Here is a 16,678-nt window from a genome sequence, read left to right as displayed (position 1 = left end):
GGGCTGTTTATTTGGGGATTAAATCATACGTAAAAGCGTACTTTACTAAGCCAACAGTATTGCTTACACCGAGTTTTATCATCATGTTTTGTCGGTGTGTATCTACGGTGCTGACACTCACAAAAAGCTTTTCTGCAATCTGCGAGCTGCTGTATTCTTCACAAATAAGTTTTAAAATTTGTTTTTCTCGATTACTCAACACCACCGCCGAACTCTTATTGATATACGAACTTTCGTGGATTGATTCATCTTTCGAGAAATTCAAATCAATATCATCCGAATAATAAAAACCACCGCTGCTTATCGTCCGAATGGCATCAAAAAGAATATCATAAGAAGTGTCTTTCAATAAATACCCTTGAAAAGAGTGTTTCCGAAGCTTATGAAACATCCGAGAGCCTCGCAGAATAGTTAGATAAAGAATGGGTACTTTCGGGTTAATTTTTCGGATTTTAATCAATAATTCCTCGGCATCAAAATCTGGTAGGTTTACATCCAAAATCAAAGCGTCGATTTCGGTGGTTTGTGCCAGCCAATCAAGTAATTCATTACCCGACAGACAAGTTTTTATTACCGAAAAATCTTCCTGAGTATCAATGATAGTGGCCAATCCTTTCAATAATAATTCGTGGTCATCGACTAAGCACAGTTTTATCATTTCTGAGAATTTGAATTTGATGAAAAATATAAATAATGGCTGACTTTAGGCAGTATTGGAGGCTTGAAGTACCAAAAAATTTATTAAACGGCAAAATCTCCTTATTTACACGATGTTTTGGTTTATTGCTATTTCTGAGATTTGTATTAAATAAATAGCAGAAACATGAAAACATTTAAAAGTCTTCATCCAAACTCTAAAAACAAGGTAAACCTCGAAGAAATCATTCGGATAGAAGCTGACATTAATTACAGCCACCTTGTTTTAACTTCTGGCGACAAGCTAATCCTTGCCCGGACACTCAAAGCCTATGAAAAAGACCTCAGCATACCCTTTGTGAGAGTCAATAAATCATGTATGGTAAATATACATTTTTTAGAAAATTTTTTCACTGTTCATGAGTCACATATTCGGTTCATGGATGGTTTCGAAACGGTGGTTTCGAGAAGGAGATTGTATAAAGTAGCTAATGCAATTTCAAACTTTAGGCAATAATTATAAACTATAATTTATCTATCTTCTAAACTTTATTCCGATGAAAAATATAAGAATTTACCTCATTGTTTTAGGACAATATTTGAGTTTAACGAGTTTTGCTCAAAGTATTTCCCTTACACCATCAAACATTTCTGTCAATAAAAGTGGTGTAGATGATTTAACAATAAAAACCTCTCAAAACCCAAATCTTAGCGGGGTTCGGTATAATGGTTCTTTCGATACTCCTACGGCTGTTATAAATGATAATACTTTATTAGACTTGAGAGCTCAAGGATTCGACGGAAGTAATTTTGTGTCAGGGGCTACTTTGCGGTTTCAAAGTACAGAAAACTGGACTACCACTACCACTGGAACAGCTATTTACTTTTATACAACAGCAAACGGGACTTTATCGAACACTGAACGAATGGTAATCAATCATGACGGGAAAGTAGGAATTGGAACCAGTTCTCCGCAAGTCGAATTAGAGGTCGTCGGCAATGGAGGTTTTGGGGTAAAAAGCTTTGGAAATGGTAATTCTTTCAACTCTCATATTTTTGGAGCTAAAGCAAGCGGAAGCCAGACTACTCCAACGGCCTCAACTAATGACCAAATTTTGGCAAGATTTGAAGGTCATGGGCATAATGGAAGCTATTTTGAAGAAGGTGCCAGAATTGAAATCAGAGCAAAAGAAAACTGGCAAAGTGCCGAAAATGGCTCTGAAATCAACTTTTATACAGCTCCAATCAACGGCGATACACCATTGAGAAGAATGACGATTGCCGAAAATGGTAATATTGGTATTAATAATACTGCTCCAGCTCATTACTTGGAAGTTTTGGCAGATAATGATGATGGAATTGCTGTGAAAAGATTCTCTGGAATCCCAACTATTTTTGGAGTTGAAGCTGGCGGAAATAGCAATATACCAAGTGCTTCTCTGAATGACCAAATTTTAATGCGTTTAGGTGGAAAAGGACATGATGGAGCTGGTTTCACAAATGCAAAAGCCAGAATTGATTTTAGGGTTGCTAATAATTGGACAAGTACAAATACACCTACTGCCATTGACTTTTCGACTACTCCTGCATCAACAACAACTCCGCAAGTGCAAATGACACTCTCTGCCCCCGGTAATTTAGGTATCGGAAGGCTTCCAACGGCTGGTTTTAGACTTGAAGTAGAGGGCGATGCTGCCAAAAATACAGCAGGAAACTGGTCGTCGCATTCAGACAGACGTCTAAAAACGAATATTTTGTATCTAAATAGCCAAGAAATGCTACAAAAAGTGCTGAATCTCAAAGGAGTTACTTATGAATGGAACGATACGAAAACAGGTACTAAGCGTCCCACAGGTATCCAATATGGATTCATTGCTCAAGAAATAAAAGAAGTTTTTCCTACAAAAATCAAAGAAGACCCGAATGGATATTTGATGACTGCTTATGGAGATTACGACCCAATGTTTGTAGAGTCAATCAAAGCTTTGAAAGAACTGATTGATGAGCAAAAAAGAGAAATTGAATTACTCAAAAATAGGCTATCTGGTGTTGAGGCAAATAATAAAATTAAAACGGATAAAATGCCATGAAAAAACTACTCTGCATTATTAGCTTAGGAATTTCTTTAGAAGGATTTTCGCAGGGAATCACAATTCGCCCAAACCGAATTGAAACTGATTATAACACGAATGAAAATATTTTCATTAGAAACACCGATTTCCCAAATATCATCGGAATGAAATTGAATGGAACTCATGCTTCGCCAACAGCCGTAAATGAAAACCAAATATTGTTGAGTATCGAAGGAAGAGGATACGGAGGAGCTGGATTTACAACCATGCGTGCGGGTGTTCGGATGTATTCTACGCAAAACTGGAATGCTGGTAGTCAAGGCTCACGAATGGAGTTTTTTACTAATAAAAATGGAGAAACATCTTTCAGAAGCAGGCTTTATATCAATCACAATGGGAAAATCGGTGTGGGGGAATATTATCATTCATTAAACGTTGTCCCCGACCATCAATTTGAAGTTCAGCAAGCAACTGACGATGATAAAGGTATGGGAATTTATCGTTACGGTGGTGATGCACCAGCTTGTTTTGGACTAAGTGCAAGAGGCAATTATTTATTACCTACTGCTACATTAGATAATGACATTTTAGCCCGATTTGGCGGAAAAGGTTATGATGGCACTTCTTTTACAACTGCCCGAGCCAGAATTGATATGGTTGCCAACGGAAACTGGACAAGTACGGCTACAAGTGCCAAAATGCAGTTTTATACCACCGAAAGTGCAACCACCACCCCAACAGTAAAAATGACAATTAATGGTAATGGAAATGTAGGTATTGGCACCGATTCGCCAATTACTAAATTGAGATTGGCTGGTGATTTTTCTTTTGATATGCAGGATAATTTCTCAACACCGCCAGGAGGTACTGGTTTATTAGATAGAAATGATAGGTCAGTAATTTTATTGACAGACAATGCAAGTAGATTTATCAAAGGTATAACTGACGGAAAAGAGGGACTCGTATTACATATAATTTGGCACAATGAATTTGACTCTAATCTCGAAATCCAGAATGAGTCGCCAGATGTTAACGCAGGTCAAAGAATTATTACAGGCGAGCCATTTGCATCGCCTAATATTCAAATATCAGGTCGTGGAGGGTGTACCTTAATCTACGACCATATTTTTCAGAGATGGAGAGTTATCGGCCTACAAAAATAAATAACAATATCCGTATGTATCGATTTCTTAAAGTTTGTATTATCTCTTTTGCAGCTTGGCAGGTCAATGCCCAAAATATCACGATTCGCCCCAATAAAATAGATGCAGATTATACCAATTATGAAAACGTGTTTTTGCGAAGTACAGCTATTCCTAATATCGTAGGAATTCGCATCAATGGCACTCATGCCAACCCTTCGGCAACACAAGACGGTAACACGCTTCTGAGTGTTGAAGGTAGGGGGTATGCTGGTGGAAGTTTTACAGCACTCAATGCTGCTTTGCGATTTACCGCTACTCAAAATTGGAATGCAAATAACCAAGGAACACGGGCTGAAATCTATGTGACTCAAAATAACACCACATTGACATCGAGTCGATTGTTTATAAATCATAATGGAAAAGTAGGAATAGGAAATTATCTTGTCACCGAACCTGACCATCAGCTTGAAGTACAACAACCATCAGATAGTGATAAAGGTATTGGGGTATATCGGTATGCTGGTGACGCTCCATCAATTTTTGGTATTAGTGCGAATGGGTCAAATATCTTGCCTTATCCTACCACTTCAGGTAATATATTGGCTCGTTTTGGTGGAAAAGGGCATAACTCAGTCGATTATACGACCGCACGAGCCAGAATTGATATGGTAGCTAACCAAAACTGGACAACAACTGCCACAGGAGCCGATATGCAGTTTTATACCACACAAAGTGGTACAAGTACTGCTACTCAAAAAATGGTTATTCAAGGAAACGGAAATGTTGGAATTGGCGATGCAAACCCACAGTCTAAATTATCGGTAATGGGTGATTTGCAATTAGGCATCGAAACCAAAAATTACTCTTCAAATGAGGTTTCTTTTAATGCTTTAAATCGAAATGGAAAGTCAGTAATCATGTTTCGAGGCAATGGTACAGTAAATTTGAATGGTATTTCGGGTGGTGTCGATGGACTCATACTAACTGTTATGACTAATAGCACTACAACCCTTAAAATTTGGGGTAATTATCCGCTTGCCAATGTAGCTGCCTCCGATAGAATTGTATTTGCCGAAAATGGGGGCTGGATACTTGATTTATCAGTAAATGTAAAGCCCAATAGCGGTTGTATGCTAATCTATGATGGTACTGACCAAGTTTGGCGTGTTTTAGGAAATAATTGATGCTTCTTTTGCATAAATCTTACTTATTGAGGTGAATAATATTTATATATCGGCCATCAAATCAGATAGCAAAACCAATGAGGCTACAATTACAAATAAGGCTATTCATGAATACTTAATAGTAAATAAATAATACACTAATTCGATAGAATTTAATCTTAATATCTTCAGATAGTCTAAAACACCCAAGCTTTGTTGTTTGGGTGTTTTTTTATGAGATTAATACTTATAGGTAAAACTACTCAAAATTAGAATATTACAATTATGTAGAATTATTTTAAATAAATATAAAATACGTATTTTTAGTAATTTTAAACTTTTTTATTGGTATATATTATTTTTGAAAACATATATTTGAAGAAAAATTCATTTTTTAATAAAAAATTACAAAAAATGAAACATCAATAATTTTAACAAAGTATTAAGCGTATTTCTGATATTTTATAAAAAAGTGTCTATTAATTGCATTTTTCAAATTATTTATTTAAAAAAATCAATTATTTTTAATCTTTATTTAATTTTTTTTGAAAAATACTTTTTTATTAAAAATACACATACTACTTTTAATCATTAAATCTTAGATAAGTACAACAATTCTTCAACAGATACTTCTACTTCCGACCGCAATATGAGAGGTATCTGAATCATAAAAATACTACGCTTAAAATGCGGAATTGAGTGTGTACGTAAAGCACTCCAAAATTAAACTGGTGGATGGAAACCACTGAAAACAGAAAACCTATTTTAGATTAAAAGTTGAATTTTCGACACTCAGAATTTTCGACTCAGAAGATACACTTTATCCAAACTGGACCCTATAATAATTTCCCTTTAGGTCGATTGTTACGAAGCCGAGCGGTCGGAGTTTCGTAATGATTCGACCGAAAAGGGTGCCAACAAACTAACTAAACCAAGAATTTTATGATGAAGAATTTCTACCTATTAGTATGTCTGCTATTATCGTCTGCGATAATGGCACAAGAAAAGGTCATTACGGGTGTAGTGAACTCTGAAAGTGAGGGCGTTCTGCCCGGAACTTCGGTTACTGTAAAGGGTACAAACTTTGGAACTGTTACTGATGCCAATGGAAAGTTTTCGTTGAAAGTGCCAGCAGGTGGTACATTTCTTACTTTTAGTGCGATTGGATATGCTACAACTGATGTGAAAATTGAAAATAAAAGCGTTTATGATATAACATTACAGCCCGACACAAGAACTTTAAATGAGGTTGTTGTGACGGCTCTTGGTATTTCGAGAGAGAAAAAATCTCTCGGTTACTCTCAACAAGAACTCAAAGGCGAAGGCTTAGTTGAGGCTCGCTCAAATAACATCGCTAATTCTCTTTCGGGTAAAATGGCGGGTGTTCGTATCAGTGCCAATGGTGGGCCGGGTAGTGGTTCAACTATCCAGATTCGTGGTGCTTCTTCGGTTTCTGGCAATAACCAACCTCTTATTGTAGTTGATGGTGTGCCGATTCAACAACAATTCGACAAGCAATTTGGTGGTGGTATTTCGGAGGTTAGCCCCGATAACATCAAAGAGATTTCGGTTTTGAAAGGACCTAATGCTGCTGCTCTTTATGGTTCTCGTGCTGCTAATGGTGTAATCTTGATTACAACCAAAGACGGTGCTGGCACAAAAGGACTGGGTATCGAATATAACTCAAATTTCACGGCCGAACGCCCATTGGTTAAACCGAATTTCCAAAACACTTATGGTGGTGGTTCGGGTTATACAACATGGTATTCTGATGGTTGGAGTGGCGTGATTACTCCTGATGCTTATGACCAATACAAAGCCGCTTACGGTTCGGTTAAACCAGGCTCTACTACTGGTACTGAAGGTACTGACGAAAGCTGGGGTGCTCCAATGGATGGTCGTTTAGTAAGACAATGGTTTACAGGAAAAGATGTAGCTCCGCTTACGCCACAACCTAATAACTGGGATGAATATTGGCAAACAGGTACTACTTTGACCAATAACTTGGCTCTTTCGGGTGGAAACGATAAAGGTAGTTTCAGATTGAGCGTTGGTCGCCTTGACCAAAAAGGTTTGATGGCATTCAACGATTTCTACAGAAATAACTTTAAAATCAACTCAAATTATAAGGTTTCAAAGTTCATTTCGGCAGTGGTTTCGGGTGAATACGTGAAATCTGGCGGTAATCGTACTTACCAAAACGGTGACCAATTTATTTGGTCGCATCGCCACGTTTCGTGGGACCAATTGGCTAATTGGAGAGATTATTCGAGTGTACACATCCAAAGAGAAGTAGCTGGAAAATTACCAGATAATGACCCAGCAAACTGGCAACATACATTCTTCACGAATCCGATTTTTTTGAGCGAAAAACTACCATATACCAACGAAAAAGACCGTTTAGTGGGTAATATTGCTTTAAACTTCACAATTTCGCCAGAATTGAAGTTGATGCTCAGAAGCGGTACGGATATGTGGTCAGATACCCGTGTCAATATCGTAAACTTTGAAAGAGTGCGTAATGGTAACCAAACTCCAGGACGTTATTCGGAAGAAGTATTACGTCGTCAAGAAACCAATCACGATGCCTTATTATCTTACGAAAAATCAATTTCAAAAGATTTTCATTTAGTGGCTTCGGCTGGTGCAGCACAACGCACAAATTATTACAAACGTAACTACGCTTACGTTGGAGAGTTGGTTGTGGATGGTGTTTATAACTTGGCCAATTCAAACCCAAGCCAAAATGCAATCGAAAGCCGCATTGAAAAAGCCGAAGTACAAAGTGTTTATGGCTCATTACAGTTGGGTTATTTGAACGCTCTATTCTTAGATGCAACCGCTCGTAATGATTGGTCGAGTACGCTTCCATCAAATGCTCGTTCGTATTTTTATCCTTCGGTTTCGTTGAGTGGTGTTATCACTGACCTCATCAATTATCCAAAAGATATTCTTTCTTACGGAAAAGTAAGAGCAAGCTGGGCTCAAGTAGGAAACGATGCTGACCCGTATCAATTAGCTCAAACATTCCGTGCGGGTGGTTCGTGGAATAGTTCATTACCAGAATATTATGAAAACCTAACGATTTCAAACGCTACCTTGAAACCTGAAATTACGACAGGTATCGAATTAGGTCTTGATTTGAAATTCATGAAAAATCGTTTCGGATTAGACTTCACTTACTATAATCAGTCAACTAAAAACCAAATTCTCGGAGTAGAAATCTCGAAAGCCAGTGGTTATGACAAGCGTATCTTAAATGCTGGACAAATCACTAATCAAGGTATCGAGATTATGCTCTCTGGGAAAGTAATCGAAGCTAATAGTTTCAAGTGGGATGTGTCGGTAAATTATTCTCGTAACCGCAATAAAGTAATTGAGTTGGCTGAAGGTCTTACAACTTACACCCTCCAAGAGCGTCGTGGTTTGACCTCAATCGCTCAGGTCGGGATGCCTTACGGTGCATTGTTTGGTATCGGCTTCAAACATGCTCCTGATGGTCAGATTGTTTATGCCAACGGCTTACCAGTGGTAGAAACAACGCCAAGAATTTTGGGTAATATCCAACCAAAGTGGATGGGAGGTATCTCGAATACTTTTTCTTACAAGAAGTTTACACTTACTGCCTTAATTGATGCTAAAATTGGTGGTGATATTTTCGATGAAGGTACAGGAACTGCTCGTTGGACTGGTCAATATGCTGAAACAGCCGTTGGTCGTGAAGAAGGTATCATTGGTAAAGGTGTGATGAATATCGGAACCACCGAAAACCCTCAATATGTACCAAATGATGTGATTGTGGCAACCAACCAACTGATTGGCTATAATAACCCTCGTCGCTACCACGAAGCAGCAATTTTTGATGCTTCTTATGTCAAATTACGTGAAGTTTCATTTGGTTATAATATTCCTAAATCGGTATTGTCGAAGTTACGTTTGCAAAATGCAAAACTTTCGATTGTGGGACGCAACTTGGCTATTTTATTCAAAAATACGCCACACATCGACCCAGAAGTTGACCGCTTCGGTGCAAACCAACAAGGTTTTGCTTACGGCGAATTACCAAATTCAAGAAGTGTAGGTGCAAATCTTTCGATAAGTTTTTAAGTGAAAAGCGATTAGCTGTTAGCAATCAGTCTTTAGCTTTTTAAAAGAAATAATTAAGCTAAATGCTAAAAGCTAATCGCCAACAGCTTTATTATCTACCTAAAATTTTGACAAATATGAAACTCAATAAAATTATATATTCATTCGCATTTATTGGATTGCTTTCATCGGTTAGTTCTTGTACGAAAGACTTCGATGAAATGAATACCGACCCAAATAACCCAACGGCTATCGGAGCTCAATATTTGTTTCCGTATGCAGTAGAAAAAGCAGTTGATAGATATTGGGGTGGAAACGTTCGTTTCGAGCGTCTAAACCTTGATGGTGCGATGCTTTGGGTACAGTATTTAGCACGTAATATTTATTCAAACGAAGGCGATAACTACGGAATCACGCCCACATTTTATAATAATACGTGGAAATCGCTTTATAATGATGGCTTACTAAATTTTCAAAGAATTATTACCGAAACAGGCGAAAAAGGCAAAAGCCCGAATAAAAATTATGAAGGTGCTGCCTTAGTTATGCGTTCGTGGACATTTTCGCTCTTGACAGATTTGTACGGAGCCATTCCTTACACCGAATCTATCAAAGGCACAGACGCAACGCCAATCTATACGCCTGCCTATGACTCTATGGATAAGGTTTACGCAGGAATTTTAGCTGATTTGAAACTCGCTAACGAAAAATTGACAGTTGGTGGCCCCGCTATTTCTGGTGATATTATTTATGGTGGAGATATTTTGAAGTGGAAGAAATTTGCCAACTCGCTTCGTTTACGTTTGGCTAATCGTCAAGCTGCAAAAAAATCGGCAGAATCTAAGGCAATTATGAAAGAAATCCTTTCTGATGCAGCCAAATATCCAATCTTCATGAGCAATGCTGATAATGCACTTTTGGCCAATACCAATACTCGCCCAAGCAATAATGAGTGGAACGAAGTAATGATTGTTGGTAGCCGTACTGACTGGAGTATCAGCAAAACGGTGGTTGATAAACTTACAGCTTTAGGCGATACTCGATTAGGTGTTTTTGCTACAAAAAATAAAGCTGGTGGCTATGAAGGAATCCCGAATGGCTTACCAGATGCGATTGCAACTACTTACTTGAGTTCGGCTTCAGTACTGACTGATTATTTCACGAAGGCAAGTGCACCAAGTGTAATCATGACATTCAGCGAATTAAACTTTATTTTGGCAGAAGCTGCTTTTGATGGAGATATTGATGGCAAAGCTGATGATTATTTCAAAAAGGGCATTGATGCTTCATTTGCTCAGTTTGGTATTACTACTCCTACTACTTATTTGACAACAGTTGGAGCGATTTCTAAAGAAAAAATCATCGAACAAAAATGGATTGCTCTTTTCGGACAAGGAGTGGAGGCTTGGACAGAATTCCGTCGTACGGGTTTCCCAAAATTCTCTCCACGTGATGCCAGAGCGGTATTTGAAAACGATGGCGTTGTACCGACTCGCTTACCGTACCCTACTACTGAATATTCTTTAAATAAAGTAAAACTCGACGAAGGTATCAAAATCAACGGAGCCGATAACATGAAAACCAAACTTTGGTGGACGGAGTAAAATCAATGATTGAATGAGAGCCACAATAGAATTGAATTGTGAGTGAATAGAAAAAACTTCATAATCAATTCAAAAAGCTAATTCAAGTTAAACATAAACGAATTTCATCATGAAGAAAATACTATTTTTTAGCACCATATTTTTAGGATTTGTAGCTGCATCATGTAAAGTTGATGACCCATTTGTAGATAGAATTGCAGCCCCTGTTTTAGTGATTTTTGAAGACCCAGCGGGTAAGTCGAACGGACTAACAACCGAGCCTTCAGTGGTTTCTTCAGCATCTGCTGATGCTTCAATCACAGTACGCTTGTTAGAACTAAACAAAGATGGCTTGCTTGATTATAAAGTAGGGATTGATAGCATTCCAGCTACCGCTGTTCCCGTAACATTCAAACTCAGAAATGGAACAAAAATTTCAGATGTAACAACCGATGGTACTGGTCGTTCGACACTAAAAATCGCTTGGAAATCTCTTGGGATAGCTACGCCATCCGTTGGTTCATCGGTGCAGTTAGCCTGTTCGGCAACTTACAAAGATGTGTCATTTACAAAGTATTTCAGATTGACAGCAACAAAGTAATGGAAAATTAAAAGTTGAGAATGGAAAATTTATTTTAACAAATTCTCAATTATCCATTTTCAATTCTCAATTCAAAAAATTCTCTATTCAAATAACAAAAAAACTAAGAATACAATGAGCAACATGATTAACAGACGTAGTCTTTTAAAGACAGGTTTAATGACAATCGGCGGAATGGCACTTGCTCCGCATATTTCAATGGGTGCATTTTCGGGGGCTTCTTACACTCTCGACGAGAAAAGCAGACTTTATTACAGCCCGCTTTTGAGAGAACATTTCTTAGATGAAAGACCAGACGTAATGGCAATGGCTGCTCGTTTGAACGCCAACGAAAACCCTTATGGGCCACCAGAAAGTGCTAAAAAGGCTGTTGCTGAGGCAGTTTCAGGCGGAAATCGTTATTCTTGGAAAGAATTAGCAACCTTGGTTGACAAATTGGCTAAGAAAGAAGGCGTAACTGACAAGCACATTATGATGGGGCCAGGCTCTTCTGATTTACTTGAAAAAGTTGCTTTAGTATTGTTTATGAATGGTGGAAATATTGTTTCGGCTGACCCAACTTATATGTCGTTGATTCGTGTAGCTGAAGCAGTTGGTGCTACTTGGAAGGCAATTCCGTGCAAAGCAGACTGGTCGCATGACTTGAAAGCGATGGAAGCTGCCATTGATAAAGATACTAAAATGGTTTATATCTGTAATCCGAACAACCCAGTTGGTAGTATTACGGCAGGAAAAGACCTCTTAGATTTCTGTTCGAGAGTATCTGAAAAAGTGCCAATTTTTGTTGATGAAGCATACCTCGAATTAGCCGAAGGAACTGGTACTGAAAGTATGGTTTCGTTGTTGGCTCAAAAGAAAAACGTAATCATTGCCCGTACATTCTCAAAAATCATGGGTATGGCTGGTTTGCGTGTAGGTTATGCCGTAGCTCAACCAGAGTTTTTAGATAAAATTCAGAAAATCACGAGAGGTGGTATGGGTATTTCGCATACTTCGGTTTTGGGTGCTATTGCCAGCTTTGAAGATACCGAATTCCAAGCAATGACCAAAAAACAAAACACTGCTTGTAAGGAATACTTGTACGAAAATCTTACAAAAATGGGTTATAAATACATCCCGTCTTATACCAATTTTGTGATTTTCCCAATCAATATGAATGGTAAAGACTTCTTAGCTAAGATGACTGCCAAAGGCATCTTAGTGCGTGCGTTTGATATTCAGAATAAGCCTTGGTGCCGTGTTAGTATGGGAACAATGGACGAAATGAAACAATTTGTAAAGGCTCTCGGCGAATTATCTTAGTTTTTTTGTCATAGGTTAGAGTGATTTGGGGAAGTTGTTGACTTCTCCAAATTTTCATTATTATAAACAATTGATAATTAGGGGTTTATAATAAAACTGTGTCGTTCACACGACCCTGAATTCTTAATCGCTACGGCGAACCGTTCTACATTCTTCATTATTAATTAAAATTATGGTTGAGGCTGTACAAAAAACGCTTATCCTCCTCCTACTTATTGGACTGGGATTGGCTCTGAGGAGTAAAATAAAAAACAAAACCGAAATAAATGGTGTCAAAGAAATTATCTTGTCAATAGCATTGCCTTCGACGGTTTTTATTGCATTGATGGGGATTAAAATTAGTGCATCGTTACTTATTTACCCCGTGCTTGTTATTGCGTTTAACTTTTTTATTTTCCTATCAGCACCTTATTTTTTGCCAATTTTTGGCATCGAAAAAGATAGCTCGGCTGGGCGTACGCTCACTATGCTGCTGCCCTCACTCGCACCTGGGCTATCAAGCTTTCCGTTCATCAACGAGTTTTTGGGCGATGAGTCTTTGGCGTTGGCCGCTATGGGAGATGTCGGAAATAAATTTTTTGCTTTGAATTTCCTCTATTTTGTAGCCATGAAAATGTATCTTAAAAATAACAAAGCTGAGGAAGTAGAAGATAAAGGAAAAGTAAAAAGTTTGTTATTGAGTTTAGTTAAAGAGCCAATCAATATCATTATGCTTTTGGCTATTATTTTTCTTTCGGTAGGCATTAATATGAAATCATTGCCAACGGCAATCTCCGAATTGTTCAATCGTGCCAGTAGTCTGATGACACCACTCGTATTGATTTACATCGGTTTGGCAGTACAATTCAAAGAAGGGAAAATCAAACTCGTAAGTTCGATTTTATTATTCAGAGCGGGTATAACGATACTCTTCAGTGTTCTGATTATCAATATCTTTAACATCAACACCCCTAACCTAATTTTACTTGCAGTCGTAGTACCGTTGAGTTCTTGTAGTTTTTGGCCTTTTGCTCATATTTCGGCGATAAATATCAAAGAAGAGGACAAAAACTATGCGAAAGAAAGAAAAACTTTTGATATGAACTTAGCGGTACTGATTTTGGCTTTTTCATTGCCACTTTCAACGATTTTGGTAATGGGTATTTTAGCTTCGGGTCAGTTTTTTGCTCATACGAGCACATTATTAATTACAGGGTTGATTTTTACGGGCTTAGGACTTGCTCCTCACATGCTCAAAAAATCAAAAACATACCTGAAACTTTCAAAAGTGTCAAGTTAATTTAAGGTTGAATAGATAGGCTAAGTCCACCAGCTTTTACTTTGTTTCCGAAACACCATCTAAAAAACTAAATACCAAAAACTATCAGCCATGTTACCCGTAAGAGTAGCGTGGCTTTTTTCAATATATTCAAATATTATTTTCTAAAGCGAATTTGATAAGTTCAGTCGATTTGGTAATCGAAAGTTTGTAATAGATATTTTTTCGATGCGTTTTGACGGTTTCAAGACCCAGAAACAGTTTTTCGGCAATTTCTCCAGTATTCATACCATTTTTAATCATTCTGATTATCTCGACTTCTCGTGGAGTCAACGAGAATTGTTTTACAAAAAAATCATCATGATGGAGGTTTGGTCGAAGCTGATTTAGTTTTGGGTCATAATAATTTCCACCATTCAATACATTATCAATACCAAGAATCAATTCTTCTTTAGTTGAGTTTTTTAGTAAATAGCCATCTACTTTTAATTGTTTCGACTGTTCAATAAATCGTGGTTCGGTGTACATAGAAACAAAAATAATCTTGATAGTTTCAAATGATTTTCTTAGCTCTATTGCCAAATCAAAACCATTGATTGATGGTAAATTTATATCCAGTAAAATCACATCGGGCCTTGTGACCATAGCCATTATCAATACATCTTTTCCATCGAATACTTGCCCGACTATGTTGTAATGGTCAGAGATAAGTTGTTTTACACCTTCATTAAATAGTGTATGGTCATCTGCTATTAGCAGTCTGGGCTTCATTATTTTTTACTTTTAAGGGTAATTCTATAATTACAGTCGTTCCCTTGGCACCCGAATCAATATCAAGTTTTGCCCCCAAAAATTCGACCCTTGAATTTATATTCTTTAGTCCAATTCCCCAATTATTTTTATCAGATTTTATACCGATTCCATCATCTTCGACCAAAATCTGTAGAGATTCTTGATAATAGATTAACTGAATGATAGCATTTTGAGCTTTAGAATGTTTTAGGATGTTATTGATTAATTCAGTGATTATTCGATAAATATTTAGTTTAATATCTTGATTTAATTTTTGTTTTTCGCCGAAAGTAATAAAAGCAAATTTTATATTTGACACATTTTGAACTCTATCAATGGTGTTTTTTATTGAAATTATGAGTCCATCGTTTTCGAGTTCTGGGGGAGAGAGGTTGCGAGAGATATACCTTAAATCCTCAATGGCCTGTTCCACCAAATTAATTGCTTCTTGACTGACTTTTTCGTTGGCTATTTTTCCTTTAATGACCGAAAGTGTACCCCCCAAATCATCGTGTAGGTCTTTGGCAAGGCGTTGGCGTTCGGTTTCCTGAGTTTGGATTTCCTTTTTTATCATTTGGTTTTGAGTTTGAGCCAATTCCAAAGAAAACTCAATATTTTTTTGCCTTAATTTTAATGAACGATGCAGTACAATAGCTAAGATAATAGAAAGTAGTAGCACTGAAGATAGGAAAAAAATCAGTAAATTACGAATATGGTTTTCTTGTTTTAATGACTTATTGTTTAGTTCAATTATTTTAACTTCTTTTTCTTTTAGGCTATATTTTTCATGAAACTCTTGATAGCTTTTATCTAATTCATTCTTTATATTCAAATTTGTCTGAGTATTAAGTTTTTCTAAGTATATCAAAGCGGAGTCTGTTTGCCCTAAATCTTTTAAGCATTTATACTTTAGTTCGTAAACGTTACTTAGATATTTATCTGCATCAACAAGTTTTGTGTTAGCTTTCCAATTAGATAAAGTTACTATGGCACTATCAATCTGAGCCAATGCTTTTCTATGGTGTTTATATTTATAATAATATTCGGCAAGGCTCTTACGAATGGAATAATCTAAATATAAACTTCTACCTGGACTTCGTGTCCATATTCTTGCCAAATTCAGATACTTTTCCGCTTTACTTATATTTTTTAAACCTAAGTATCCAAACCCTAAATATTTATAGGCAGCACCCAAATACTGTGTTGCAGAATAAGTCTTATCCTCTGCAATTATATCAAGCATTTTAAAGCTTGTCTTTACCACTTCATTGAATTGTTGTTTTTCTAAGTGCCAGTCAGCAATGTAGCCCCACGCTAAAACCAAATATGCTGCTTGTTCAGATTTAGTTGCTAACGTTAATGCCTTAGAATAGTAAATTGGATAGGTTTTATCATGACTATTTTGAACCATACTTTCTTTTGCAGAACCAAGACGTAATAAACCAAAAGATGCTTGAGCATAATTATTAGTTTTTTCAAGGTTTGATATTGATTCAAGAAATATTTCGGAGCCTTCCTTGATATTTCCTTCTTGGTATAGTCTTTCTGCTTTGGCAAGCCCACTCAGATTTTTTCCATATTCAGATTTAAAACTCTTGGAATAGATATATAGTGAATCACGCCAGTGGCCCTTCATAGTTGGGTGATAGTGAATGATTAATTCAAAAAAAAGAGTTAGTATTTGCTTATTGCGTTTATCTGAAGGCAGTTGCTTTTTTAGTGATACAACCTTGTTATATAAACTGTCGGGTATAGAAGGTCCTTGCGACAAAGTAGGGGGTGAAATAATCCCAAATAAGCATAATAAAGTTAGTATAATGGACTTATTAAGCATATAATTGTTTGTAGTGGTCTAATTATTCAAAACAAAAATTACCTTTTTATCACTTATCGTTATATTCATATTAGCCCAAATTCTCAGCTAAAACTCAGATAAACTCCCATCTTTCGTCTCAGAATGTATGACTTCCATAAACTTTAATCATAAAACAATCCAAAAATATACTATTTAAACAGTAGATAAAATACCCCGAAAGGGGG

Annotated in this window: 12 protein-coding genes; 9 read left to right on the top strand and 3 right to left on the bottom strand. The window is 36.9% G+C overall.

Going from position 1 to position 16,678, the window contains the following annotated elements; translation table 11 throughout:
* Positions 1-7 precede the first annotated feature (7 nt).
* On the bottom strand, positions 8-658 hold the full coding sequence (locus IEX65_RS13760) for a response regulator (RefSeq protein WP_188766659.1): 651 nt from the start codon (positions 656-658) through the stop codon (positions 8-10).
* 165 nt (positions 659-823) lie between these two features.
* Between IEX65_RS13760 and IEX65_RS13755 the strand changes: the two genes are divergently transcribed.
* The 9 genes from IEX65_RS13755 to IEX65_RS13715 all read left to right on the top strand — a co-directional run bounded on the left by IEX65_RS13755 (position 824) and on the right by IEX65_RS13715 (position 13,867).
* Positions 824-1,153, top strand: a complete 330-nt coding sequence (locus tag IEX65_RS13755) for a LytTR family transcriptional regulator DNA-binding domain-containing protein (protein ID WP_188766658.1) — start codon at positions 824-826, stop codon at positions 1,151-1,153.
* A gap of 40 nt (positions 1,154-1,193) precedes the next feature.
* The gene (locus IEX65_RS13750; RefSeq protein WP_188766657.1) at positions 1,194-2,726 is read left to right on the top strand and encodes a tail fiber domain-containing protein; all 1,533 of its coding nucleotides are present in this window, start codon (positions 1,194-1,196) and stop codon (positions 2,724-2,726) included.
* On the top strand, positions 2,723-3,871 hold the full coding sequence (locus tag IEX65_RS13745) for a hypothetical protein (RefSeq protein WP_188766656.1): 1,149 nt from the start codon (positions 2,723-2,725) through the stop codon (positions 3,869-3,871). The genes IEX65_RS13750 and IEX65_RS13745 overlap by 4 nt, the downstream gene beginning before the upstream one ends.
* A gap of 14 nt (positions 3,872-3,885) precedes the next feature.
* Positions 3,886-5,037 (top strand): hypothetical protein, encoded by a 1,152-nt coding sequence (locus IEX65_RS13740; protein WP_188766655.1) that lies wholly within the window; start codon positions 3,886-3,888, stop codon positions 5,035-5,037.
* A 921-nt stretch (positions 5,038-5,958) separates the two neighbouring features.
* Positions 5,959-9,123, top strand: coding sequence for a SusC/RagA family TonB-linked outer membrane protein (locus tag IEX65_RS13735; RefSeq protein WP_188766654.1), 3,165 nt, complete (start codon positions 5,959-5,961; stop codon positions 9,121-9,123).
* A gap of 116 nt (positions 9,124-9,239) precedes the next feature.
* Complete coding sequence (locus IEX65_RS13730; RefSeq protein ID WP_188766653.1) at positions 9,240-10,706, top strand: SusD/RagB family nutrient-binding outer membrane lipoprotein; 1,467 nt, start codon at positions 9,240-9,242, stop codon at positions 10,704-10,706.
* Positions 10,707-10,815: 109 nt separating this feature from the next.
* Positions 10,816-11,286, top strand: coding sequence for a hypothetical protein (locus IEX65_RS13725; RefSeq protein ID WP_188766652.1), 471 nt, complete (start codon positions 10,816-10,818; stop codon positions 11,284-11,286).
* Between the two features lie 114 nt (positions 11,287-11,400).
* The gene (locus tag IEX65_RS13720; RefSeq protein WP_188766651.1) at positions 11,401-12,588 is read left to right on the top strand and encodes a pyridoxal phosphate-dependent aminotransferase; all 1,188 of its coding nucleotides are present in this window, start codon (positions 11,401-11,403) and stop codon (positions 12,586-12,588) included.
* Positions 12,589-12,760: 172 nt separating this feature from the next.
* On the top strand, positions 12,761-13,867 hold the full coding sequence (locus IEX65_RS13715) for an AEC family transporter (RefSeq protein WP_188766650.1): 1,107 nt from the start codon (positions 12,761-12,763) through the stop codon (positions 13,865-13,867).
* A gap of 129 nt (positions 13,868-13,996) precedes the next feature.
* On the opposite strand, the gene IEX65_RS13710 is transcribed toward IEX65_RS13715, so the two are convergent.
* Together IEX65_RS13710 and IEX65_RS13705 are read right to left on the bottom strand one after the other, a co-directional pair.
* Positions 13,997-14,617 carry a response regulator gene (locus IEX65_RS13710; protein WP_188766649.1) on the bottom strand — a complete coding sequence of 207 codons (621 nt, stop codon included), beginning with the start codon at positions 14,615-14,617 and terminating at the stop codon, positions 13,997-13,999.
* Positions 14,589-16,472 carry a sensor histidine kinase gene (locus IEX65_RS13705; protein ID WP_188766648.1) on the bottom strand — a complete coding sequence of 628 codons (1,884 nt, stop codon included), beginning with the start codon at positions 16,470-16,472 and terminating at the stop codon, positions 14,589-14,591. Before IEX65_RS13705 ends, IEX65_RS13710 begins: the two co-directional genes overlap by 29 nt.
* Between the last annotated feature and the right edge of the window lie 206 nt (positions 16,473-16,678).

This window comes from Emticicia aquatilis (genome assembly GCF_014644295.1).
GTDB classification, from domain to species: Bacteria; Bacteroidota; Bacteroidia; order Cytophagales; family Spirosomataceae; genus Emticicia; species Emticicia aquatilis.
The sequence above is the reverse complement of the archived record's forward strand: the minus strand, read 5'-3'. Positions and strand labels throughout refer to the sequence as shown.